Here is a 22,188-nt window from a genome sequence, read left to right as displayed (position 1 = left end):
TCTAAAAAGACTAATTTTGCAGAGAATAATCTACATTATATTTATGGATTCAAATGATCTTACACCTTTGAGGAAAGGGGTGGTGGGGGTACAATTCTTGTTTGTAGCTTTCGGAGCTACGGTACTCGTGCCGTTATTGGTGGGGCTTGACCCTTCTACTGCTCTGTTTACAGCAGGTATTGGTACGCTTATTTTTCATGCGGTTACGCGTGGAAAGGTTCCTGTCTTTTTGGGGAGTAGCTTCGCATTTATTGCGCCTATCATTAAAGCGACAGAACTTTATGGGTTGCCCGGCACCTTATCCGGCATGGTTGGAGTAGCGCTAGTTTACTTTGTGATGAGTGCACTTGTCAAATGGCAGGGAGTGAGGGTGATTGAACGGCTGTTTCCTCCTGTTGTCATAGGACCTGTCATCATTCTGATTGGTTTGTCATTGGCGGAAACGGGAGTGAACATGGCTAAAGAGAACTGGGTACTGGCGATACTTTCGTTGGTTGCCGCAGTCGTTGTTTCAATGAAGGCCAAGGGGCTTTTGAGACTGATTCCTATCTTCTGCGGAATTGTTGTAGGGTATCTTTCTGCATGGCTTTTTTACGATTTGGATTTATCCGGTGTCAGGGATGCTCCCTGGATTGGATTGCCGCAGTTTGTCTTTCCTAAATTCTCATGGGAACCTGTGTTGTTTATGATTCCGGTAGCCATTGCTCCGGTGATAGAACATATTGGTGATATCTATGTAGTTAATGCGGTTACAGGAAAAGATTTTGTGAAAGAGCCGGGATTGCATCGTACTTTATTGGGGGATGGTATGGCGTGTTTTTGTGCCGGATTGTTGGGTGGTCCTCCTGTGACAACCTATTCGGAGGTGACCGGAGCCATGGCCCTGACAAAAATAACCAATCCGCAAGTGATAAGAATAGCTGCTATTTCCGCTATCTTATTCTCTGTTATCGGTAAAATAAGTGCATTATTAAGATCCATTCCAAGTGCGGTACTGGGCGGTATCATGTTATTGCTTTTTGGAACGATTGCTTGTGCGGGCATTGGTAATCTTGTGAATAATAGCATTGATTTGAGTCGTACAAGAAATATAATCATTGTGTCTTTGACACTGACTGTCGGTATTGGTGGCGCTGCTTTTAATTGGGGCGATTTTTCATTGTCCGGCATTGGACTGGCAGCTTTGGTGGGAGTACTTCTTAATTTAATATTGCCTGGAGAAGATTGATATTCTATTCAAAAAGATTCGATTGACTATGCGTGCAGGATAAATATGGAGATCCTGTTTAATATAGAAAAAGATAGTGACGGCATACGACGATAATACCGTCACTATCTTTATATTCCATTGTTGTTTAGGATAGGAACTTCACAATATCCTCATCTACTGTGCTGATGCCTCCGATTCCGAATTGTTCGATCAATACGTTCTTTACGTTCGGTGAAAGGAAAGCGGGGAGAGTAGGTCCCAGATGAATATGTTTCACTCCTAAAGCCAGTAATGCCAATAAAACAATAACTGCCTTTTGTTCGTACCAAGCGATATTGTATACGATAGGCAACTGATTTACATCATCCAGTCCGAAGATCTCTTTCAGTTTTAAAGCGATGACAGCCAGTGAGTAGCTGTCGTTACATTGCCCTGCATCCAACACTCTCGGAATCCCGTTGATATCACCTAAAGCCAGTTTATTATATCTGTATTTGGCACAACCGGCAGTAAGAATCACGGTGTCACCAGGTAATTTTTGAGCAAATTCCGTATAATATTCACGGTTTTTCATACGTCCGTCGCACCCTGCCATTACAAAGAATTTACGGATAGCTCCGCTCTTCACAGCGTCCACTACTTTATCTGCCAGGGCTGTCACCTGTGCATGAGCGAATCCTCCGATAATCGTTCCGTTTTCAATGGCTACCGGTGGCTGACATTGTTTGGCATGCGCAATCAGAGAAGAAAAATCTTTCGGTTTTCCGTCTTTGCGTTCGGGGATGTAATGTGCCCCTTCCAAACCGCAGGCTCCTGTGATGTATATACGATCCTTGTAACTGGCATTTGCACGTGGCGGAACGATACAGTTACTGGTGAACAAGATAGGACCGTTGAAACTTTCAAATTCCTCTTTCTGCTTCCACCAGGCATTTCCGTAGTTTCCTGCCAGATGCTTGTACTTCTTTAGTTGAGGGTAATAATGTGCAGGCAACATTTCGCTGTGAGTATATACATCTACTCCTGTACCCTCCGTTTGTTCCAATAACTCTTCTAGGTCTTTCAAATCATGTCCGCTGATTAATATACTCGGATTATGGCGTACACCGAGACTCACTTGTGAGATTTCCGGATTTCCGTAGCTATTGGTATTCGCTTTATCCAACTGTGCCATTGCCGATACTCCATGCTTTCCTGTTTCCAAAGTCAGCTGAACCAGTTCTTCCACTGTAATATCATTGCGAGTCAGTTCGGACAAGGCATGCTGCATGAAAGTAAATATTTCCGGTGACTCGTAGCCTAGGTTATGCGCATGCTCTACGTAGGCAGCCATCCCTTTCAGGCCATAATGTACAAGTTCTTTCAGTGATCGGATATCTTCGTTGGGGGTGCGAAGTACACCGACAGTTTTTGATTTCTCTTCAAACTCCTCTTCGCTTCCATTCCAAAGACATTCGTCAGGAGCATTTTCAATCTTTATCTTGTTGGCAAGTTCTTTTTTCAGTTTCAGTCCTTCTTTGATCTTTTCAGTAATAGCCGATTTATCAAAATTGGCGTTGGTGATCGTGATGAATAAAGCATCATAGATAAATTTGTCTGCTTGTCCGGAAGGATGTCCATCTTTACGCAGATGTTCGTTGTAGACAGCAATTCCACGTACTACGAAGAGTAGTAGGTCTTGCAGGTTAGCTACTTCAGAAGTTTTACCGCATACACCTTTCAAGGTACAACCGATACCCATTGCGGTTTCTTGACATTGATAACAGAACATACTCATAACTTTTACGTTTTTAATTAGTCCAATAGTTTGTTTCTTGAATGCAAAAGTAGAGGAAAGGTTTCAGGTGATTCTGTAACCAATGTTACAACAATGAATCTTTTTTTATATAGATACTCACTATTTGATTATTACCCGGTCAATATTCAATCCATGAATTCTTAAGTCGATTCCATTATTGGATAAGCCGGACCAGTGCTTCTTTCTGTAAGATAGTGATATGCTTACGATCGGCTATCAATAATCCGTCTTCCTGCATATGCGCCAGTTCACGGGCGAGGGAAGGACGGGACACCCCGAAGTAATCACTCAATTCCTGTTGTGAACGGTCGAGGGTAATATGCGCCTGTTGCTGCTGTTTATATAGTCGGAGCAAATACGAAGCAAGTTTCTGACGAATCGTCTTAAATGACATGAAGAAAAGCTTATCCGATAAGGTCCGTGCATAATTAGCAGAAAGATTCATATAGTTTTCCAAAAACTGCTCGTTTTTGCGGAATAAACTCAATACACTGGATTTAGGAAGTTCGATAACCTCTGTCGCTTCATTAGCAGTCACTTCTACCGGATAACGGTTCTCCTTACCGAACAAGAACAGAGGGGCAATTGCTCTTGGAGCAGCGATGTCCTCCACTTTGATAAGACGCCCCGAATAATCGATCATCTCTCCACGCACGCTTCCTTTAGTCAGGATGACAAGGCGGTTGCACACTGTTCCCTGTTGAGCCAGGATTTCCCCTTTCTTATAAGAACGTGTATGAAAACTAATCTCTTCCAGATCGGCGGAAAGTCTTACCGGAGTGATTCCCCGAAATAGGGGATTGTTGACGAGTGTCGGTATCATATATCAATAGTTGTTTACTTATTTTCGTTCAAGTTTGTAAAGCGCAAACTTAGCAAAAAGAGATGTGATAATTCAGGAATCATAATTCAAAATTGGTTTTATATTCCTTGTGTCTCTATTTATAGCCACTGGAATTTCAAGCCGAATGATAAACTGAGGTAATCACGGGGACTGAGATAGCTATTGGTAACAGCACTGATAACATAAAGGTCACACGTGCTTATTTCATAGAAAAAAGTCACGGATTTGGCCAAGAATCTGCGTTGCGGGTCAATATCATATGTCAGGCGTTGTCCCATGAAGAGATGGAAACGTATTTTACTGGAGAAGCCATAGTAACCTTTCGGATAACGCTCCGGTTCACTTGTCCAAAATTGGTTTCCAAATACAGTATTCATATAAAGTCCACAGGCAAAAGGTTCCGTTGAGAAGCCTTTTCCGATATGGATGCTCCATGGCATATAGTTCTGTTTGAGTGTCATGGTTATTTTGGCCTTTCGGGAAGAATATCGGGGGATGAAGCCGAGCAATATATCCGTTTCCCACTGATTATGTTTCCCGTAATCCCATCCCGTGCCGAAAGAGAGTAATCCCATATTTCCGGCATATTGTATTTTGGAATGGGTAGGGATAATTCGTTCCCAATTTTTTCGGAAACGGTGCACCCGTTTATCATAGTGGGTGTGTTTAACCCGTTTCGGTGTAAACGGTAGTATGGAGTCCGCTTTGATGATGGTGAATATAGAATCTCCTGTGCGAAAGGCGATAATTGAATCATCTTTGATGATGAAGCGGAGTGAATCGGTCTGGTATGATTGTATGATTGTATCGGTTTTACAAGTAGCCGAAATCAGACCGGGAAATAGCACTAGTACGGATAGTATTCCTGCGCGCAAAATATAGTTAGTATTTAACCAGTTCATATTCATATTTTTCCGGAGTTATTGTAAATACCAGGTAAGTACGGAGATCCATACAATCACTGGTAACATAATGTATCCCATCATCAAAAATCACGTCATCCCGAAAGTGATGCGTGTGGGCGGCTGTGCAAAACAGTATTCCCGGGTATTGTTTGACATAATACTGGAATACTTTAATCACATTATTATTGAATACATCCGTGTAAGGGCAGGCATGCATACTAATGACCGTTTTATCGAATTCATCCTGCCGGTCCGTAAGTTCCTGTTCCATAAAGGTAAAGTCCGGTACAGGCTCGGAGTAGTCATACTCCAGTGCATTAGTGTTCAGGCAGATAAATTTCACATTACCTGCGATGAAAGAAAAGTTGGTAGGACCGAATACGGCCTCGTATGTTTTTTCTCCGGTACCCAGGCAGTCGTGATTTCCGATAAGGACCACATATGGAATTTTGAGTCCGTTCATGATATCTCTTTGCCAAAGGAATTCCTTGGTTAGCCCGAAATCACTCATATCTCCTCCGTGAATAACGAAGTCGATGTCATTTCTTTTATTGATCGCTTTTACAAAGTCCTCTGTTTCATCGTACCAGCGTTGTGAGTCGCCCATTGTCGCAAAGCGTATGGTGGTCTTATCCTTGCAGTTCGACTCTATTCTTTCAATATTATGTGCATTGACTTCTGTTTCACCGCTGATACGGACATCGTATGGATGGTAATCTATCATATCACATCCCGAAAGTAAAAAGCACGACAAGAGTGCATGTAAACTTTTTCTCATCATATTAACTAATGTAATTTAGAAAACTCTCGACAAAGATAGAGTTTTCTTCGGGAATAACAATGGCTGGAGCAGGAATGCGGGATGATTGAACAATAAATCTGGTAATTTGAATAGTAACAGCTTTGTCTACTTAACTATTTCCCACTGAAGGTTCATCGGTTTCTCGTTTTGCAGGGCAGATACTTTATTCTGCTACTATTATATGTTGGTTGGATACTTTCTTAATGTAGATCATCAAGCTGAAGACTGCTGTAATAAACGCCAGTGCATCCGATACCGGCATACTGATCCAGACACCTTTCAATCCCCACCAATTGGGGAAGAGTAATAAGCAGGGCAAAAGGTAAAGTAATTGTCGTGTCAGTGAAAGGAAAATACTTACTTTTGCTTTGCCGATGCTTTGGAAGAAGTTACCGATTACAATCTGTGCGCCAACAAACGGGAACATCAATACAGCCAACCGGATGCCGCCTACGGCCAGATCAATCAATTCATCACTGTCGGTGAAAAGAGCTGATACTGCATGAGGGAAGAATTCGCAAATTACGAATCCGCTGCTGGTAATCACTACACCGGAGATAACCCCCAATCGCAGCGTTTGTTTCACGCGGTCTATCTTATGTGCTCCGAAGTTGTAACCGACGATTGGCTGCATACCCATAGTCAGGCCTAACACAATCATTACATAAAGCGTCAGCAACCGGTTGATAATACCATAAGCACCAATTGCCATATCACCTCCGTAGTTTTGCAGGCTGTTATTGATAACGATAACGATAGCGCAAGCACAGATATTCATCAGGAATGGAGACATACCGATGGCGAAGATACTCTCTATAATCCTCCGTTTCACCTTCCAGATATTCCCTTCAAAATGTACCGTACTATCTTTTTTGACGAAATGACTCACTACCCACACCATACCGATCAACTGCGAAATCACCGTTGCCATGGCAGCCCCCCTCATTCCCCATCCGAAATGGAAGATAAAGATAGGAGCGAGGATCATGTTGGCCACCACCGTTACCATCGAGGTAAGCATAGCCTTCTTCGGATATCCGGTAGCACGCATTACGTTGTTTAGTCCGATCATCGTGTAAGCGATAGGAGTACCCAGCAAGATTACCTGCATAAAGCTTCGTGCATAAGGGAGCGTCTCGTTACTGGCTCCGAAGAAAACCAAGATATCATCCAGAAAGATAAAAGACAATATGCCAAAGAAGAACGAATTGATGATACAGAGCATTAATGTGTGTGACAAGATTTCCGTAGCTCCTTTCATATCTTTTTGTCCCAGACGGATAGAAACAAGGGTAGAACCACCCGCTGATACCAATGTGCCGAAAGCGACCACAAGATTCATCAGTGGAAAACTGATTGCCAGTCCGGCAATGGCCATCGGACCTACGCCATGCCCGATGAAGATACTGTCAATAATATTATAAATGGAAGTAATTGTCATTCCGATAATCGCCGGAATGGAATATTGTAACAGCAATTTGCCGATAACTTCTTTACCTAAGATGTGCGGGTCGTTCTTGCTCATGTGCCAGTATATTTTGTTGGATAAAAACGTATGTTACGTTTTTTTTAGCTTTGCAAAGGTACGAATTATTTGCCTGATTCGATGATTATTCGGAACTTTGCAGTAGTAGATACACAAGGTTTAACGTTTAGGTAAAAAGAAAATTTAATATGAATACAACGAAAACAATTGCGGCACTTTTCGACTTTGACGGTGTCATTATGGATACAGAAACTCAGTATACCGTTTTCTGGGACGAGCAAGGAAGGAAATATCTGAATGAAGAAAATTTCGGACACCGGATCAAAGGACAGACACTGTCACAAATCTATGAAAAGTATTTTTCGGATAAACCTGAAGCACAGACCGAAATAACCGCTGAACTTAATGTTTATGAGAAAAAGATGTCCTACGAATATATCCCTGGAGTGGAAGCCTTTATCGCTGATCTTCGCCGGAACGGTGCAAAGATAGCCGTAGTCACCAGCTCTAATGAAGAGAAGATGGCAAACGTCTACAATGCCCATCCTGAATTTAAAGGAATGGTAGACCGTATTCTGACCGGAGAAATGTTTGCTCATTCAAAACCTGCTCCCGACTGTTTTCTTCTGGGTATGGAAATAGCTGAAGCGACTCCTGAAAACACTTATGTCTTTGAAGATTCTTTCCACGGTCTGCAAGCCGGTATGACATCCGGGGCAACTGTGATTGGACTTGCCACTACTAACTCCCGTGAAGCTATCACCGGAAAAGCACATTATATTATAGGTGACTTTACCGAAATGACATACGACAAGCTCCTGACCTTACATCGTTAAGGGACTTTTATCATATTTCATAGAATCCTTCCAAACGCCTCCCAGTTATCTAAGCGAAGCGTTTGGAAGGATTTTTTGTTTTTCCTTCTCTGTTATGAATTAAATGTTATAACTTTGCCGCAATTTTTGAAGGCGTTCGGCGCCGCATTCATTTTTAATATTTAATATTTAATTTAAAAAGACATGGCTGGTTATATCTCAGATGACGCAAGAAAGGTGACTACTCATCGCTTGATCGAAATGAAACAGAGAGGCGAAAAAATATCTATGTTGACTGCATATGACTACACAATGGCCCAGATTGTAGATGGTGCGGGAATGGATGTGATTCTGGTAGGCGATTCTGCTTCTAACGTAATGGCTGGTAATGTTACTACATTGCCTATCACCCTCGACCAAATGATTTATCATGCTAAATCCGTAGTACGTGGTGTAAAGCGTGCAATGGTGGTAGTTGATATGCCTTTCGGCTCTTATCAGGGCAACGAAATGGAAGGACTTGCTTCCGCTATCCGCATTATGAAAGAAAGCCACGCTGACGCATTGAAGCTCGAAGGCGGTGAAGAAATCATAGATACGGTGAAACGCATCGTATGTGCCGGTATTCCGGTAATGGGACATTTGGGACTCATGCCCCAATCCATCAATAAATACGGTACCTATACCGTGCGTGCCAAGGACGATGCCGAAGCCAGTAAACTGATTCGCGACGCTCATTTGCTGGAGGAAGCAGGCTGTTTTGCCATTGTACTCGAAAAGATTCCCGCCACTCTTGCCGAACGTGTAGCTTCCGAGCTGACTATACCTATTATCGGTATCGGTGCCGGCGGACACGTAGACGGTCAGGTATTGGTGATTCAGGATATGCTGGGCATGAATAACGGATTCCGTCCGCGTTTCTTGCGTCGTTATGCTGATTTGTACACGGTGATGACCGATGCAATCAGCAGTTACGTTTCTGACGTGAAGAATTGTTATTTCCCTAACGAGAAGGAACAGTATTAAATATATTGTATATGGCAGTTAAATTATGGACAGTTCATTTTATACGGATATGTGTGGCTAATTTGCTGTTGTTTATATCCTTGTATCTGTTGTTTCCGGTGCTTTCGGTTGAGATGTGTGACCGTCTCGGAGTGCCGGTTGCACAGACAGGGGGCATTTTTCTCTTTTTAACCTTGGGGATGTTGCTCATCGGTCCTTTTCATGCCTATCTGGTAGATGCATACAAGCGTAAATACGTATGTATGTTTGCTGCCGCCCTGATGGTAGTGGCAACAATCGGATATGCTTTTGTGACAAACCTCACAGAACTGATTCTGTTGAGTACTGTGCAGGGTCTCGCCTTTGGTATAGGCACTACAGCCGGCATCACATTGGCTATCGACATCACTAACTCCACACTGCGCAGTGCGGGAAACGTCAGTTTTTCATGGACAGCACGCTTGGGAATGATCGTAGGTATTATCCTCGGAGTATGGTTATATCAAAGTCACTCATTCCAAAACCTGCTCACAGTATCTGTTGTAACGGGAGTAGCAGGAATCCTCGTGTTGTCGGGAGTATATGTGCCTTTCCGTGCACCGATTGTCACCAAACTCTATTCTTTCGACCGTTTTTTACTGCTTCGTGGATGGGTTCCTGCTGTCAATCTGATTCTGATAACCTTCGTTCCGGGCTTACTGATTTCGTTGGTACACCCTTTTCTAAATGATTCCGTACTTGGTGACAGGAGAATCCCCGTACCGTTTTTTGTAGGGATAGTGGTCGGATATATTATTTCCCTGTTCTTTGCACGTCTGTTTTTCTTGAAAGAGAAAAACTCGCGACTGGTCATTATGGGAATTGGATTGGAAATAGTTGCCGTATCTTTATTGAATACAAACATATCGATGGGTATTTCTTCCGTACTCTTAGGATTGGGGTTAGGCCTTATCCTGCCGGAATTTCTGGTGATGTTCGTAAAGCTATCCCACCATTGCCAACGCGGAACAGCCAACACCACACATCTACTGGCAACCGAAGTCGGCATTTCTTTGGGTATCGCTACCGCCTGCTACATGGAACTGGATACTGACAAAATGCTTCATACAGGACAAATCGTAGCATCAATCGCCTTACTCTTTTTTGTATTGATTACTTACCCTTATTATATAAAGAAGAAAGTAAGATAGGAGAATAGCCGGAATTAATTCCGGCTAACTTGTTTTACTCCTTTTATAGTACGTAATTTCTTGATAAGAGCCTCCAAACGTCCCGTATCACCCACCATGACCGTCAGCGTTCCGGAGAACAGACCGTCGTGCGAGTCGATTCCGATGGAGCGTAGTGTGATGCCATTCTCTTTTGAGATGATAGAAGTGATATTAGTCACGATACCAATATCATCATGCCCTACCACCCGCAGCGTGATAGGATACTGCGTACCTATCGATTTTCCCGCCCAACGAGCTTTCACAATCCGGTAACCGAAACGTTCACGCATCTGGCTGGCATTCGGACAGTCAGTCCGGTGTATCTTGATACCCCCGCTTACCGTAACGAACCCAAACACATCATCCCCATAAATCGGATTACAACATTTAGCCAACTTGAATTCCAGCCCCTTCAGATTCTGGTCGATCACCAGTATATCTTCCTTGGACATCGTTTCCTCCTGCGTAGCTTGCAAGTTATACCCTTCGGCACTGCGATAAACAATTTCATCGTGCGTATCACTGTCCCGTTTCTGTTGCTCTACATATTTATCCAGAATCTCGTTAACGTCCAGTCCACCGTCGGCGATCTGTTGATAGAACTCCGTCACATTCTTGAATCCCAGTCGCTTGATGAGGCGCATCATGGTCGCTTCATCATATTCCAGCTTACGGTTCTTGAATTTCCGTTCCAACGTCTCTTTGGCAAAAGCATGCTGACGTGCCACTATCTCCTTGAGAGCCTGCCTTATCTTGGTGCGCGCTTTGGAGGTCGTCACAATGTTCAGCCAGTCCTGTTTCGGGGTCTGGGTGTTTGAAGTCATGATTTCCACTTGGTCGCCACTGTTCAGTTTCTGTTTAAGCTGTGCATTTTTGCCGTTCACTTTCGCACCGATACACTTGCATCCCAGTTTGCTATGGATATGGAACGCAAAATCGAGCACTGTAGCCCCTTTGGCGAGCTTGAACAAGTCGCCCTTGGGAGTGAAAACAAACACCTCATCCTCGTAGAGATCCATCTTGAACTGATCCATCACTTTCATCGAGTCGTTGTCTGCATTTTCCAATGCCTCGCGCACAGAAGTCAACCACTCATCCAGACCCGTTTCACCTTTGATGCCTTTATATCTCCAGTGGGCTGCCAGTCCGCGTTCTGCGATCTCGTCCATGCGGCGGGTACGTATCTGCACTTCCACCCATTTCCCTTCCGGTCCCATCACGGTGATGTGCAAAGACTCGTAACCGTTACTTTTCGGGATAGAGAGCCAGTCGCGCAGACGCTTCGGGTTCGGTTGATACATATCCGTTACAATCGAATAAACCTGCCAGCATACCTGCTTCTCCTTGGCCGGTTCCGGATCCGAATCGAGGATGATACGGATAGCGAACAAGTCGTAAATCCCTTCAAAAGAGGTCTTCTGTTTCTGAATCTTGCTCCATATCGAGTGTATCGACTTGGTGCGCCCCTTGATGTCAAACTTCAGTCCCGCTTCTGCCACCTTCTTCTTGATCGGCTCGATAAAAGCGGCGATATACTTGTCACGGGATGCCTTCGTTTCGTTCAGCTTATCTTTGATAAAATAATACGTTTCCTTCTGCGTATATTTGAGAGACAAATCCTCCAGTTCCGATTTCAGCTTATACAGTCCCAGCTTATGCGCCAGCGGAGCATACAGATATGCAGCCTCGTTCGCCACTTGGGTCCGGTCCTCTTCGTTGTCCGTATCTTTGATTTGGCGCATCACGTTCACGCGGTCTGCAATCATAATCAGGATTACACGCATATCCTCCGCAAAAGAAAGCAGCAGATTACGGAAGTTTTCCGATTCGATGGCCGGACTCTTCGCATACAATTCGTTCGTTTTCACCAATCCCTTGATGATACTTGCCACATCTTCACCATATTCGGCTTTCACCTCGTCGATAGACAATGCGTGTCCCTTCACGATTTCGTGCAACATGATACCGGTCAGGCACGAACCTTTCATTCCGATTTCTTCGGCAACGATCACTGCCGTTTGTAAATCTCTGATGACGGGATTCATCCCGAAATTATTGCGTTGCAGGCCGTTACACTCGGCTGCTTGGGTAAGATGCCTCTTTAACTTTAAGCAATCCTTCCAGGAAATGCTATCTCCTGCAGATTGCAACAAATGCCGGTAGAGTGAAAAAAGCTCCTTTTTTTCCTCCGATGTAAAAAAGTCGTCCATATTCAATCTTGTTAATTCGATGTAAAATTACTTTTTTTCCCGGTTATTCGGCAAGAAGTGAATAACATTTTGTATTTTTGGGAATCAATTAATAAAATTAGATAGTATGATAACGACACAGGACAAAGAGTTGCTTGCCAAGAAAGGCATCACGGAAGAGCAAATTGCAGAACAATTGGCTTGCTTCCAGACAGGTTTCCCCTTTTTGAAACTAGATGCGGCCGCTTCCATCGAAAAGGGAATATTGGCTCCCGATGTAGAAGAACAGAAGGCTTATCTGGACGCTTGGGACGCGTATACAAACACAGGTAAGACTATTGTGAAGTTCGTGCCTGCTTCCGGTGCAGCGAGTCGTATGTTCAAGAACCTATTCGAGTTTCTGTCTGCCGACTATGACTGTCCGACTAGCAAGTTCGAACAGGCATTCTTTAACGGAATCAAAAATTTTGCTTTCTATGACGACCTGAATGTAGCCTGCCAGCGTATCGATGGAAAAGATATTTCCGAATTGATCGAAGAAGGCAACTATAAAGCAGTGGTATCTGCCCTGCTCGATACTGCCGGACTGAATTATGGCGCATTGCCGAAAGGGCTGCTCAAATTCCATAAGTACCCCGAAAGTTCACGTACCCCGATGGAAGAACATCTCGCCGAAGGAGCCATGTATGCTGCCGGAAAGAGCGGTAAAGTGAATGTGCATTTCACGGTATCTACCGAACATCACGAACTTTTCAAGAAGTTGGTAGCCGAAAAAGCAGACGAATTCTCCAAACGCTACGGAGTGGACTACTACATTACCTTTTCTGAACAGAAACCGAGTACAGACACCATTGCCGCCAACATGGACAACCAGCCTTTCCGTGACAATGGAAAACTGCTGTTCCGTCCCGGTGGTCACGGTGCCCTGATCGAGAACCTGAACGACCTCGATGCAGATATCATCTTTATCAAGAACATCGACAACGTAGTGCCCGACAGGCTGAAAGCCGACACCGTCACTTATAAGAAACTGATTGCCGGAGTACTCGTGACTTTGCAAAAACAAGTCTTCGAATACCTCACTTTGCTCGATAGCGGCAAATATACCCATGACCAGATGATGGAAATGCTTCAGTTCTTGCAAAAGAAACTTTTCTGCAAGAATCCGGAAACGAAAAATCTGGAAGATTCCGTACTCGCCATTTATCTGAAAAACAAGTTCAACCGTCCGATGCGTGTCTGCGGAATGGTGAAGAACGTAGGAGAACCCGGTGGCGGTCCGTTCCTTGCTTACAATAGCGATGGAACCATTTCCCTGCAAATCCTCGAAAGCTCGCAGATCGATATGAACGATCCGGCTAAGAAAGAGATGTTCGAAAAGGGCACACACTTCAATCCGGTGGACCTCGTATGCGCCGTGCGTGATTATAAGGGACACAAATTCGACTTGGTGAAATATGTAGATAAAGCAACCGGCTTCATCTCTTACAAATCTAAGAATGGCAAAGAGCTGAAAGCTCTCGAACTTCCCGGCTTGTGGAACGGTGCGATGAGCGACTGGAATACCGTCTTTGTAGAAGTGCCACTTTCTACCTTCAACCCGGTAAAAACAGTGAACGACCTGTTGCGTGAGCAACATCAGTAATTGTATGTATTTTCGCCACAGATACGCCCGGATTCAGTCTGTGCCCTTTCCGTGCAATCTGTGGTGAAAATTAAATAAAGAGTGTTTAGTATGAATCAGATAGAAAAAATCATCGATATTGCAACTTGGAACAGAAGAGAACATTATGAGCATTTCAGTGCTTTTGATGATCCGTTTTTTGGAGTGACCGTTCATGTCGACTGTACGCATGCGTATCAGGAAGCCAAAGCCAAAGACATATCCTTCTCCCTGCTAGTCCTTCACCGGGTAACGACTGCCGCTGCTGCGGTAGAAGAATTCCGTTACCGCATCGAAGGCGATAAAGTGGTGTGCTACGACAGCCTTTTGCCCGAAGCTACCGTAGCCCGTGCCGACCATACCTTTTCTTTTGCCGCCTTTGAATACGATCCGGACGAACTCGTCTTTATTCGCCGGGCAAAAGCCGAGATGAAACGTTTGCAAGCCACTACGGGACTCAACAAAGGAGGTACTTTCCATCCCAATGCCATTCATTATTCGGCAGTGCCGTGGCTCTCTTTTACTGACATGAAGCATCCCACTAATATGCGTTCGGGCGACAGCGTCCCCAAAATTTCCACAGGTAAATTCTTCCGTGAAGGAGAGAGACTGATGATGCCCGTTTCTATTACCTGTCATCATGGTTTGATGGATGGCTATCATGTGGCACAATTTGTTGAGAACCTCCATTTATAACTTCTGTTTTGAAAAAACTAATGCAATACGCCATTACCCCTAAATGGAAAATATCATTCGTAAAATCAGGCAAATCTATCCGGTTTCCGATGAAGCACTTCAAGCGCTTCAGGCGAATATGGAATTAAGGTATTATCCAAAAGATACCTATATTGTTCAGACAGGAGTGACAGACCGCTTGGTTTATTTCATTGAAGAGGGCATTACCCGTTCCATATTCCATCACAACGGAGAGGACACCACTACGTGGTTTAGTCAGGAGGGGGACGTTACCTTCGGTATGGATTCGCTCTACTATCAGCAACCATCGATAGAAAGTGTTGAGACGCTTTCCGCTTGCAAAATCTACGTTATCCACATTGACAAACTGAATGCCCTCTACGAAACGTATATCGACATAGCCAACTGGGGAAGAATTCTGCATCAGAATGTCAATAAAGAGCTTAGTCACATGTTTGTGGATCGCCTCCAACTTCCGCCCAAAGAACGCTACGAGCAGTTTAATCGCCGCTATCCCGGATTGATAAACCGGGTGAAGCTGAAATATGTGGCTGCTTTTCTAGGCATTTCTATCTATACCCTTAGCCGTGTACGCGCTAAAAAATAGCGATAAACAAGGCTTTTTTGCTCTAAAGCAAAAAAAATTCGTGGCGCAAATCATATCTTTGTCACCTGAAAAATACTAACATACTAATAGAAAAAACAGATGACGAACATTTCTTCTTCAGCCTTTGCAGACACCAAGGCGCATTATGAACTTCTTGACGGACTTCGCGGTGTGGCGGCTCTTATGGTGATCTGGTATCATGTATTCGAGGGCTTCGCTTTTGCCGGTAATAGTGCTATTGAAACATTGAATCACGGATATTTGGCCGTGGATTTCTTTTTTATCCTTTCGGGTTTTGTGATCGGTTACGCTTACGATGATCGTTGGGGTAAGAGTCTGACCATGAAAGATTTTTTTAAACGCCGGTTGATACGTCTTCATCCTATGGTTGTTTTAGGGGCTGTCCTGGGAACTATCACGTTCTGTATTCAGGGGGCTGTGCAATGGGATGGAACACACGTTGCCATATCCATGGTCATGCTATCTCTTCTTTGTGCGATATTTTTTATTCCTGCCATACCGGGTGCGGGTTATGAAGTTCGTGGTAATGGCGAGATGTTCCCCTTGAACGGACCATGCTGGTCGTTGTTTTTCGAGTATATAGGCAATATCCTTTATGCGTTGTTCATTCGCCGTTTGTCTAATAAAACGTTGACTGTAATGGTCGTATTGTTGGGAGTGGCGTTGACGTCTTTCGCTATCTTCGATGTCTCCGGTTATGGGAACATGGGGGTGGGATGGACGTTGGATGGCGTAAACTTTCTGGGCGGATCATTGAGAATGCTTTTCCCTTTTTCTTTGGGTATGCTTTTATCCCGCAATTTCAAACCAGTGAAAATAAAAGGCGCTTTTTGGATATGTACCCTTATATTGATTGCCCTGTTTTCCGTTCCTTATGTGGAGGGAGCAGAGCCGGTTTGTACGAACGGTGTGTATGAAGCGTTTTGCATTGTCGTTGTTTTCCCTATCCTTGTGTGGCTGGGTGCGTCGGGAACAACGACGGATAAGCGGTCAACGCAGATATGTAAGTTCTTGGGGGATATATCTTATCCGATTTACGTGATACATTATCCGTTGATGTATCTGTTTTATGCATGGCTGATTAAGAATCAACTCTATACGCTGGGCGAGACTTGGCAAGTAGCTTTATGTGTTTACGCATTGTGCATCGTATTGGCTTATCTAAGCTTGAAATTCTATGATGAACATTTACGCAAGTATTTGGCAAAATGTTTCTTGAGCTAGGAGTAAGTATCTATCATAACATGAAATAACTTCAAAATAAATTAAGTTGCCTGTCCTTGACGGACTCTATGTCAATGACAGGCTTCTTCTTGAAGCAGCAATATATCGCGATAACAGAAAGTACATTTGTGATAAAGTTGTTGAAAGACCGATGTCTGGAGTGCTCTGAAGATGAGTCCCGCATGCATTTCTAATGGGGTAATTGCCTGTCAGGATTCTGTCCGTTAGGCAATTTGATTTCGTATAACTATAGTTTCCCTTTCGTATAACTATAGTCTCCCTTGCGTATAACTATAGTCATACGCAAAGTACACTATAGTTATACGAAGTTAGAATAGGCGAAGCGATGAATCCGAGTAGGTAATCAAAAAAAACGGATTGAATAAATCCGGAGAACTGATTTGCTTATGTATAGATGGTATCGGACTTACGTTAATACTACAAAAACAGGCTCCATTGTCGGAGCGACAACCTTATTGACATACTTCGGATTTTCTTTCAGTGCAAATTCATCGGAGGTGACAGCTTGTGAAAGATATACGATCTCGTGCGCAGCATAATGGGGCAGGAGGATATATAGGATTTCATTATTCATCACTTATTCCCTTTGGATTGTCTGGCGTTTTAATAAACCTCTACTTTTCCGGCAATTCTCTTTGCCTTATTACGCAAATTATCCAAATTGGCACCTGACGGAGCATAGCAGAGCACTACTCCCATGCGGCGGTTGACGCGGGTAAACGGTTTGCCGAATATGCGGAGGTAGGTGTCTTCTTCTTTCGTTACTTCTTCCAGTCCGCGATATTGAGGGCGTTCCTGGCTGGCAATCGGGGAAAGAATCACGGCGCTTGCGCCCATCCGTTCTTGTTTGATGCCCGGAATGGGAAGACCGAGCACGGCACGTAAGTGGAGTTCGAATTCGTTCAGGTTTTGTGTACCTGCCAGTGTCACCATACCTGTGTCATGCGGACGGGGGGAAAGTTCGGAGAAATAGACCCCGTTTTCATGGCTTAGGAAGAACTCGACTCCCCAAAGTCCTGCGCCTGTCAATGCACGGGTTACTTTCTCTGCCATTTCTTCCGCTTCTTTCAGATGGGCGGGATCGATGTGCGCAGGCTGAAAACTTTCACGATAGTCGCCACCTTTCTGCACGTGTCCGATGGGAGGACAGAACAGGGTAGGGCCGTTTTTTTGAGTAATAGTAAGCAGGGTGATTTCGCTATCGAATTTGATAAATTCCTCAATGATAAGTTCGCGGATATCGCCACGACTGCCACTGCATCCGTATTCCCAGGCATGCTCGAGTTCGTCGGCACTCTTCACGAGCGATTGTCCTTTGCCGGAAGAAGACATCAACGGTTTAACGACACAAGGGAAACCGATTTTGTCGGCAGCTTCTTTCAGCTCTTCCAAGGTTTTGGCATAGAAATATTTGGCTGTTTTCAATCCGAGTTCTTTAGCGGCGAGGTCGCGGATGGCTTTGCGGTTCATGGTGAAGTTCACAGCACGAGCACTGGGAACTACCTGAATACCTTCTTTTTCGAAGTCGTATAAACGTTCTGTGCGGATGGCTTCAATTTCCGGAACGATGATGTCCGGGTGGTGTTTTTTCACAACGCGTTCCAGTTCTTCACCGTTCAGCATGTCGAATACTTCAAATTCATCGGCCACTTGCATAGCCGGTGCTCCTGCATAAGAGTCGCAAGCAATGATATGTTGACCTTTACGTTGAGCTGCAATTACAAATTCTTTTCCTAGTTCACCGGAACCGAGTAACAGTATTTTCTTCATCATTTTGAGTGTTTTATATTAAGTGGCGCAAAATTACAGCAAAAAAATGAGAAAATAACTGTATAGAGCGTTATTATATTGCTCTTTTATATAAATCGGGAAGTTGTCTTTGCCACTATCTTCAGATTTGGCTAATTTCTTGATTTTAAACAAGTGGACGTAAAACCGTAGATAATAATTTAGTTTATTGACAGTTTGTTAGTATTAAATCTATTTTGCTTTTAAATTGTAGCGGAAGGTTGTGGGATTTTGGTTAATCTGTTGTGTTTGCAGGCCTAATAAGTGTTATTGAACGACAAATAATGAAAAAGAAAGCACAACGACACGGAATTATTTCTACATTTGTGCAGTTGTTTCTTTAACTATTTCTCAGAACAGAAGTTTATCGAATATAGAAAATAGTTGAACAAAAATTGAACTCAACTGTTTACTATGATAATGAAAATAGGTAAAACGCGAAAGATTTTCATTCCTTGTCATATTATAAAGTCAAAGGGAGAGAAAAGAATAATATAAAATAAATAGAGATTGCTTATGTCACAGATTATTGGACATATCTCGCAGGTGATTGGTCCTGTGGTCGATGTCTACTTTGAGGGTACGGATGCGGAACTGGTGCTGCCAAGCATTCATGATGCACTGGAGATAAAGAGGTCAAACGGCAAAATACTGGTTGTGGAAGTTCAGCAACATATCGGTGAAAATACGGTGCGTACCGTAGCGATGGATAGTACTGACGGACTTCAGAGAGGCATGAAAGTGTATCCCACCGGAGGTCCGATCACCATGCCGATTGGCGAACAGATTAAAGGACGACTGATGAACGTGGTGGGTGATTCAATCGACGGTATGAAAGGACTCGACCGCAAAGGCGCATATTCCATTCACCGGGAACCCCCTAAGTTTGAGGATTTGACAACTGTGCAAGAGGTGCTTTTCACGGGTATCAAAGTGATCGACCTGCTCGAACCGTATGCTAAAGGTGGTAAGATCGGTTTGTTCGGTGGTGCCGGTGTGGGAAAAACCGTATTGATTCAGGAACTTATCAATAATATCGCCAAGAAACATAACGGATTCTCTGTATTTGCCGGAGTAGGTGAACGTACCCGTGAAGGTAATGACCTGCTACGTGAAATGATCGAATCCGGTGTGATCCGTTACGGTGAGGCATTCAAGGAAGGAATGGAGAAAGGGCATTGGGATCTTTCGAAAGTGGATTATAACGAACTGGAGAAATCGCAAGTATCGCTGATATTCGGTCAGATGAACGAACCTCCGGGTGCACGTGCTTCTGTGGCATTGTCCGGACTGACGGTAGCGGAATCTTTCCGCGATGCGGGAAAAGAAGGTGAGAAACGCGATATCCTGTTCTTTATTGATAATATTTTCCGTTTCACGCAAGCAGGGTCGGAAGTGTCCGCTCTTTTGGGACGCATGCCGTCCGCTGTTGGTTATCAACCTACGCTGGCTACGGAAATGGGGGCAATGCAGGAACGTATCACGTCTACCCGCAAAGGTTCTATCACTTCCGTACAGGCGGTGTATGTGCCTGCCGATGACTTGACCGACCCGGCTCCGGCAACAACTTTCAGCCATTTGGACGCGACTACCGTACTCGATCGTAAGATTACGGAGCTGGGTATTTATCCGGCTGTAGACCCGTTGGCTTCTACGTCACGTATCCTCGATCCGCATATTGTGGGTCAGGAACACTACGATGTGGCGCAGCAAGTGAAACAAATTTTGCAACGTAACAAGGAATTGCAGGACATTATTTCCATCCTTGGTATGGAGGAACTTTCGGAAGAAGACAAGATGGTAGTGAACCGCGCCCGTCGTGTACAGCGTTTCCTTTCGCAACCGTTTGCCGTAGCCGAACAGTTTACTGGCGTTCCGGGCGTAATGGTGGGTATCGAAGACACCATCAGGGGATTCAGGATGATTTTGGAAGGAGAAGTGGATTATCTTCCCGAACAGGCTTTCTTGAATGTCGGAACCATTGAGGAGGCAATAGAGAAAGGTAAGAAATTGTTGGAACAGGCAGCTAAAAAATAAAAAGATAGCATGATGAAAGAACTGCATTTGAGTATAGTATCGCCCGAAAAGAGCATATTCGACGGCAATGTGAAGATTGTCACATTGCCGGGAATGATCGGTTCGTTTTCTATTCTGCCGGGTCATGCGCCTATTGTCTCATCGTTGAAAGCAGGAACGTTGAGGTACACAACGATGGAGGGAGAAGAGCACACGATGGATATTCAGGGCGGTTTTGTCGAGATGAGTGACGGCACGGTTTCTGCCTGTATTTCCTGATTTTTATAGAAAAAACAGTAAGATGGTAAGTATTAGTAAAATTAAACGGAACTTTATTTGTTGGCATACCTTGTTTGCAGTAATAAGCGCAGCACTCGGAGCTGTCATTCTACACTTCGCTTTGCCAGGACATTATTTCGGAGGATATCCGTTTATTCCGGTCTATTTTTACTTCTTCGGTCTGTTTAGCATCTATATGTTCGACGCTTGCCTCCTGCATGCTCCACAGAGATTGTTACTGTTGTATCTGGCAATAAAGGTGGTAAAAATGATTCTTTCGTTGGTTTTGGTATTGATCTATTGTCTTGTCGTTCGCGAAGAAGCCAAAGCTTTTTTATTGACGTTTGTCTCGTTCTATTTGATATATCTGATATTCGAAACCTGGTTCTTCTTCTCTTTTGAGTTGAATCAGATACGGAAAAAGAAAAATAAGAAGAAAAATGAAACAGTTGCATAACATACTAACTTCGTTGATTCTGTTCTGTCTCATGGAGACGGTCGGCTTGCCGGTTCTTGCACAAGAGCAGGAGGGGAAGGCGATGTCACAACAGGTGGAGGACGAAATTACTTCAAAGGAGGAGCAGAAGAACACGGTAGATGTGAAGGAAATTGTGTTTGGTCATATTGGAGACTCTTACGAATGGCATATTACAACATGGGGTAACACCCATATTACTATACCATTACCTGTTATTGTTTATAGTGGTACGACAGGGTGGCATGTGTTCTCTTCTTCCCGTCTTGAAGAGAATGGAGGTATGTATGAGGGACTGTCCATCGCTCCGGAAGGAAGCAAGTATGAAGGCAAACTGGTTGAGTACAATGCGGCAGGCGAACAGGTCCGTCCCTGGGATATTTCCATTACGAAAGTGACGTTTGCTCTGTTGTTCAACAGCGTGTTGTTGCTCGTCATTGTATTGAGTGTGGCACACTGGTACAGAAAACGTCCGCAAGGAACCAAATCACCGGGAGGATTTATCGGATTCATGGAGATGTTTATCATGATGGTGAATGATGACATTATCAAAAGTTGTGTAGGACCCAATTACCGCAAGTTTGCACCCTATCTGCTGACAGCGTTCTTTTTCATCTTTATCAATAATATGATGGGATTGATTCCATTCTTTCCCGGAGGTGCGAATGTGACGGGAAATATCGCTATCACTATGGTGCTTGCAGTCTGTACGTTCGTTGCAGTCAATATCTTCGGAACGAAACATTATTGGAAAGATATTTTCTGGCCCGATGTTCCTTGGTGGTTGAAAGTTCCTGTACCGATGATGCCGCTCATCGAGTTCTTCGGCATCTTCACGAAACCGTTTGCTTTGATGATCCGTCTTTTTGCCAATATGCTGGCGGGACACATGGCAATGCTGGTGCTTACTTGCCTGATATTTATCTCGGCGAGCATGGGACCTGCCTTGAACGGCACATTGACGGTGGCTTCCGTATTGTTCAACATCTTTATGAATGCGCTTGAGCTGTTGGTGGCTTTCATCCAAGCTTACGTGTTCACGATGTTGTCGGCAGTGTTTATCGGACTGGCACAGGAGGGGGCTAAAGTGGAAACAAAAGAAGATTGAAATGAAACGTGGTGAAAACACCGAT

Annotated in this window: 19 protein-coding genes and 1 pseudogene; 12 read left to right on the top strand and 8 right to left on the bottom strand. The window is 44.0% G+C overall.

What is annotated here, in order from left to right; genetic code table 11:
* Positions 1–43 precede the first annotated feature (43 nt).
* The gene (locus tag AB9N12_RS00225) at positions 44–1,228 is read left to right on the top strand and encodes a uracil-xanthine permease family protein (RefSeq protein ID WP_369888952.1); all 1,185 of its coding nucleotides are present in this window, start codon (positions 44–46) and stop codon (positions 1,226–1,228) included.
* A 127-nt stretch (positions 1,229–1,355) separates the two neighbouring features.
* Here AB9N12_RS00225 and hcp read toward each other — a convergent pair whose 3' ends face one another.
* The 5 genes from hcp to AB9N12_RS00200 all read right to left on the bottom strand — a co-directional run bounded on the left by hcp (position 1,356) and on the right by AB9N12_RS00200 (position 7,084).
* Positions 1,356–2,987 (bottom strand): hydroxylamine reductase, encoded by a 1,632-nt coding sequence (gene hcp / locus AB9N12_RS00220; protein ID WP_369888951.1) that lies wholly within the window; start codon positions 2,985–2,987, stop codon positions 1,356–1,358.
* Between the two features lie 175 nt (positions 2,988–3,162).
* Positions 3,163–3,831: a Crp/Fnr family transcriptional regulator gene (locus tag AB9N12_RS00215; RefSeq protein ID WP_369888950.1), complete on the bottom strand. Its 669-nt coding sequence runs from the start codon at positions 3,829–3,831 to the stop codon at positions 3,163–3,165.
* Between the two features lie 119 nt (positions 3,832–3,950).
* A complete protein-coding gene (locus tag AB9N12_RS00210) occupies positions 3,951–4,754 on the bottom strand; it encodes a hypothetical protein (RefSeq protein ID WP_369888949.1) in 804 nt (267 codons plus the stop codon).
* On the bottom strand, positions 4,735–5,538 hold the full coding sequence (locus AB9N12_RS00205) for a metallophosphoesterase (protein ID WP_369888948.1): 804 nt from the start codon (positions 5,536–5,538) through the stop codon (positions 4,735–4,737). Before AB9N12_RS00205 ends, AB9N12_RS00210 begins: the two co-directional genes overlap by 20 nt.
* A gap of 184 nt (positions 5,539–5,722) precedes the next feature.
* Positions 5,723–7,084, bottom strand: a complete 1,362-nt coding sequence (locus AB9N12_RS00200) for an MATE family efflux transporter (protein WP_369888947.1) — start codon at positions 7,082–7,084, stop codon at positions 5,723–5,725.
* A 149-nt stretch (positions 7,085–7,233) separates the two neighbouring features.
* Between AB9N12_RS00200 and AB9N12_RS00195 the strand changes: the two genes are divergently transcribed.
* From AB9N12_RS00195 to AB9N12_RS00185, 3 genes are all read left to right on the top strand, one after another.
* Positions 7,234–7,881: an HAD family hydrolase gene (locus tag AB9N12_RS00195; protein WP_369888946.1), complete on the top strand. Its 648-nt coding sequence runs from the start codon at positions 7,234–7,236 to the stop codon at positions 7,879–7,881.
* A 183-nt stretch (positions 7,882–8,064) separates the two neighbouring features.
* Entirely contained in the window at positions 8,065–8,886 is an 822-nt protein-coding gene (gene panB, locus AB9N12_RS00190) for a 3-methyl-2-oxobutanoate hydroxymethyltransferase (RefSeq protein WP_369888945.1), read from the top strand.
* An 11-nt stretch (positions 8,887–8,897) separates the two neighbouring features.
* Complete coding sequence (locus AB9N12_RS00185; RefSeq protein WP_369888944.1) at positions 8,898–10,055, top strand: MFS transporter; 1,158 nt, start codon at positions 8,898–8,900, stop codon at positions 10,053–10,055.
* A 14-nt stretch (positions 10,056–10,069) separates the two neighbouring features.
* Here the strand turns inward: AB9N12_RS00185 and AB9N12_RS00180 are convergent, their stop codons facing one another.
* Positions 10,070–12,286, bottom strand: a complete 2,217-nt coding sequence (locus AB9N12_RS00180; RefSeq protein WP_369888943.1) for a bifunctional (p)ppGpp synthetase/guanosine-3',5'-bis(diphosphate) 3'-pyrophosphohydrolase — start codon at positions 12,284–12,286, stop codon at positions 10,070–10,072.
* Positions 12,287–12,392: 106 nt separating this feature from the next.
* Between AB9N12_RS00180 and AB9N12_RS00175 the strand changes: the two genes are divergently transcribed.
* The 4 genes from AB9N12_RS00175 (at position 12,393) to AB9N12_RS00160 (ending at position 16,476) form a co-directional block, all read left to right on the top strand.
* Positions 12,393–13,910 carry a DUF4301 family protein gene (locus tag AB9N12_RS00175; protein WP_369888942.1) on the top strand — a complete coding sequence of 506 codons (1,518 nt, stop codon included), beginning with the start codon at positions 12,393–12,395 and terminating at the stop codon, positions 13,908–13,910.
* Positions 13,911–14,000: 90 nt separating this feature from the next.
* On the top strand, positions 14,001–14,624 hold the full coding sequence (locus tag AB9N12_RS00170; protein ID WP_369888941.1) for a CatA-like O-acetyltransferase: 624 nt from the start codon (positions 14,001–14,003) through the stop codon (positions 14,622–14,624).
* A 43-nt stretch (positions 14,625–14,667) separates the two neighbouring features.
* Positions 14,668–15,231 (top strand): Crp/Fnr family transcriptional regulator, encoded by a 564-nt coding sequence (locus AB9N12_RS00165; RefSeq protein ID WP_369888940.1) that lies wholly within the window; start codon positions 14,668–14,670, stop codon positions 15,229–15,231.
* A 99-nt stretch (positions 15,232–15,330) separates the two neighbouring features.
* Entirely contained in the window at positions 15,331–16,476 is a 1,146-nt protein-coding gene (locus AB9N12_RS00160; RefSeq protein ID WP_369888939.1) for an acyltransferase family protein, read from the top strand.
* 445 nt (positions 16,477–16,921) lie between these two features.
* On the opposite strand, the pseudogene AB9N12_RS00155 reads toward AB9N12_RS00160, so the two are convergent.
* A pseudogene (locus AB9N12_RS00155) lies at positions 16,922–17,071 on the bottom strand (glutamine amidotransferase); the annotation flags it as partial.
* Positions 17,072–17,100: 29 nt separating this feature from the next.
* Entirely contained in the window at positions 17,101–18,267 is a 1,167-nt protein-coding gene (gene purT, locus AB9N12_RS00150) for a formate-dependent phosphoribosylglycinamide formyltransferase (RefSeq protein WP_369892765.1), read from the bottom strand.
* 534 nt (positions 18,268–18,801) lie between these two features.
* Here purT and atpD point away from each other — a divergent pair.
* The 4 genes from atpD to atpB are packed head-to-tail and all read left to right on the top strand — an operon-like array spanning position 18,802 to position 22,163.
* Positions 18,802–20,322: a F0F1 ATP synthase subunit beta gene (gene atpD / locus AB9N12_RS00145; RefSeq protein WP_369888938.1), complete on the top strand. Its 1,521-nt coding sequence runs from the start codon at positions 18,802–18,804 to the stop codon at positions 20,320–20,322.
* Between the two features lie 12 nt (positions 20,323–20,334).
* A complete protein-coding gene (atpC, locus tag AB9N12_RS00140; protein WP_369892764.1) occupies positions 20,335–20,580 on the top strand; it encodes an ATP synthase F1 subunit epsilon in 246 nt (81 codons plus the stop codon).
* Between the two features lie 22 nt (positions 20,581–20,602).
* On the top strand, positions 20,603–21,037 hold the full coding sequence (locus AB9N12_RS00135; RefSeq protein ID WP_369888937.1) for a hypothetical protein: 435 nt from the start codon (positions 20,603–20,605) through the stop codon (positions 21,035–21,037).
* Entirely contained in the window at positions 21,021–22,163 is a 1,143-nt protein-coding gene (gene atpB, locus AB9N12_RS00130) for a F0F1 ATP synthase subunit A (RefSeq protein WP_369888936.1), read from the top strand. The genes AB9N12_RS00135 and atpB overlap by 17 nt, the downstream gene beginning before the upstream one ends.
* Positions 22,164–22,188: the final 25 nt, after the last annotated feature.

It is taken from the genome of Bacteroides sp. AN502(2024), from assembly GCF_041227145.1.
Classification (GTDB): Bacteria; Bacteroidota; Bacteroidia; order Bacteroidales; family Bacteroidaceae; genus Bacteroides.
Note: the sequence above shows the minus strand (reverse complement) of the source record. Positions and strands in the feature narration are given on the sequence as shown.

What these genes read in the sequence shown, in the direction of transcription:
- AB9N12_RS00225 (WP_369888952.1), top strand. Translation starts at nt 44, where the DNA reads ATGGATTCAAATGATCTTACACCTTTGAGGAAAGGGGTGGTGGGGGTA.
- hcp (WP_369888951.1), bottom strand. Translation starts at nt 2,987, where the DNA reads ATGAGTATGTTCTGTTATCAATGTCAAGAAACCGCAATGGGTATCGGT.
- AB9N12_RS00215 (WP_369888950.1), bottom strand. Translation starts at nt 3,831, where the DNA reads ATGATACCGACACTCGTCAACAATCCCCTATTTCGGGGAATCACTCCG.
- AB9N12_RS00210 (WP_369888949.1), bottom strand. Translation starts at nt 4,754, where the DNA reads ATGAACTGGTTAAATACTAACTATATTTTGCGCGCAGGAATACTATCC.
- AB9N12_RS00205 (WP_369888948.1), bottom strand. Translation starts at nt 5,538, where the DNA reads ATGATGAGAAAAAGTTTACATGCACTCTTGTCGTGCTTTTTACTTTCG.
- AB9N12_RS00200 (WP_369888947.1), bottom strand. Translation starts at nt 7,084, where the DNA reads ATGAGCAAGAACGACCCGCACATCTTAGGTAAAGAAGTTATCGGCAAA.
- AB9N12_RS00195 (WP_369888946.1), top strand. Translation starts at nt 7,234, where the DNA reads ATGAATACAACGAAAACAATTGCGGCACTTTTCGACTTTGACGGTGTC.
- panB (WP_369888945.1), top strand. Translation starts at nt 8,065, where the DNA reads ATGGCTGGTTATATCTCAGATGACGCAAGAAAGGTGACTACTCATCGC.
- AB9N12_RS00185 (WP_369888944.1), top strand. Translation starts at nt 8,898, where the DNA reads ATGGCAGTTAAATTATGGACAGTTCATTTTATACGGATATGTGTGGCT.
- AB9N12_RS00180 (WP_369888943.1), bottom strand. Translation starts at nt 12,286, where the DNA reads ATGGACGACTTTTTTACATCGGAGGAAAAAAAGGAGCTTTTTTCACTC.
- AB9N12_RS00175 (WP_369888942.1), top strand. Translation starts at nt 12,393, where the DNA reads ATGATAACGACACAGGACAAAGAGTTGCTTGCCAAGAAAGGCATCACG.
- AB9N12_RS00170 (WP_369888941.1), top strand. Translation starts at nt 14,001, where the DNA reads ATGAATCAGATAGAAAAAATCATCGATATTGCAACTTGGAACAGAAGA.
- AB9N12_RS00165 (WP_369888940.1), top strand. Translation starts at nt 14,668, where the DNA reads ATGGAAAATATCATTCGTAAAATCAGGCAAATCTATCCGGTTTCCGAT.
- AB9N12_RS00160 (WP_369888939.1), top strand. Translation starts at nt 15,331, where the DNA reads ATGACGAACATTTCTTCTTCAGCCTTTGCAGACACCAAGGCGCATTAT.
- purT (WP_369892765.1), bottom strand. Translation starts at nt 18,267, where the DNA reads ATGAAGAAAATACTGTTACTCGGTTCCGGTGAACTAGGAAAAGAATTT.
- atpD (WP_369888938.1), top strand. Translation starts at nt 18,802, where the DNA reads ATGTCACAGATTATTGGACATATCTCGCAGGTGATTGGTCCTGTGGTC.
- atpC (WP_369892764.1), top strand. Translation starts at nt 20,335, where the DNA reads ATGAAAGAACTGCATTTGAGTATAGTATCGCCCGAAAAGAGCATATTC.
- AB9N12_RS00135 (WP_369888937.1), top strand. Translation starts at nt 20,603, where the DNA reads ATGGTAAGTATTAGTAAAATTAAACGGAACTTTATTTGTTGGCATACC.
- atpB (WP_369888936.1), top strand. Translation starts at nt 21,021, where the DNA reads ATGAAACAGTTGCATAACATACTAACTTCGTTGATTCTGTTCTGTCTC.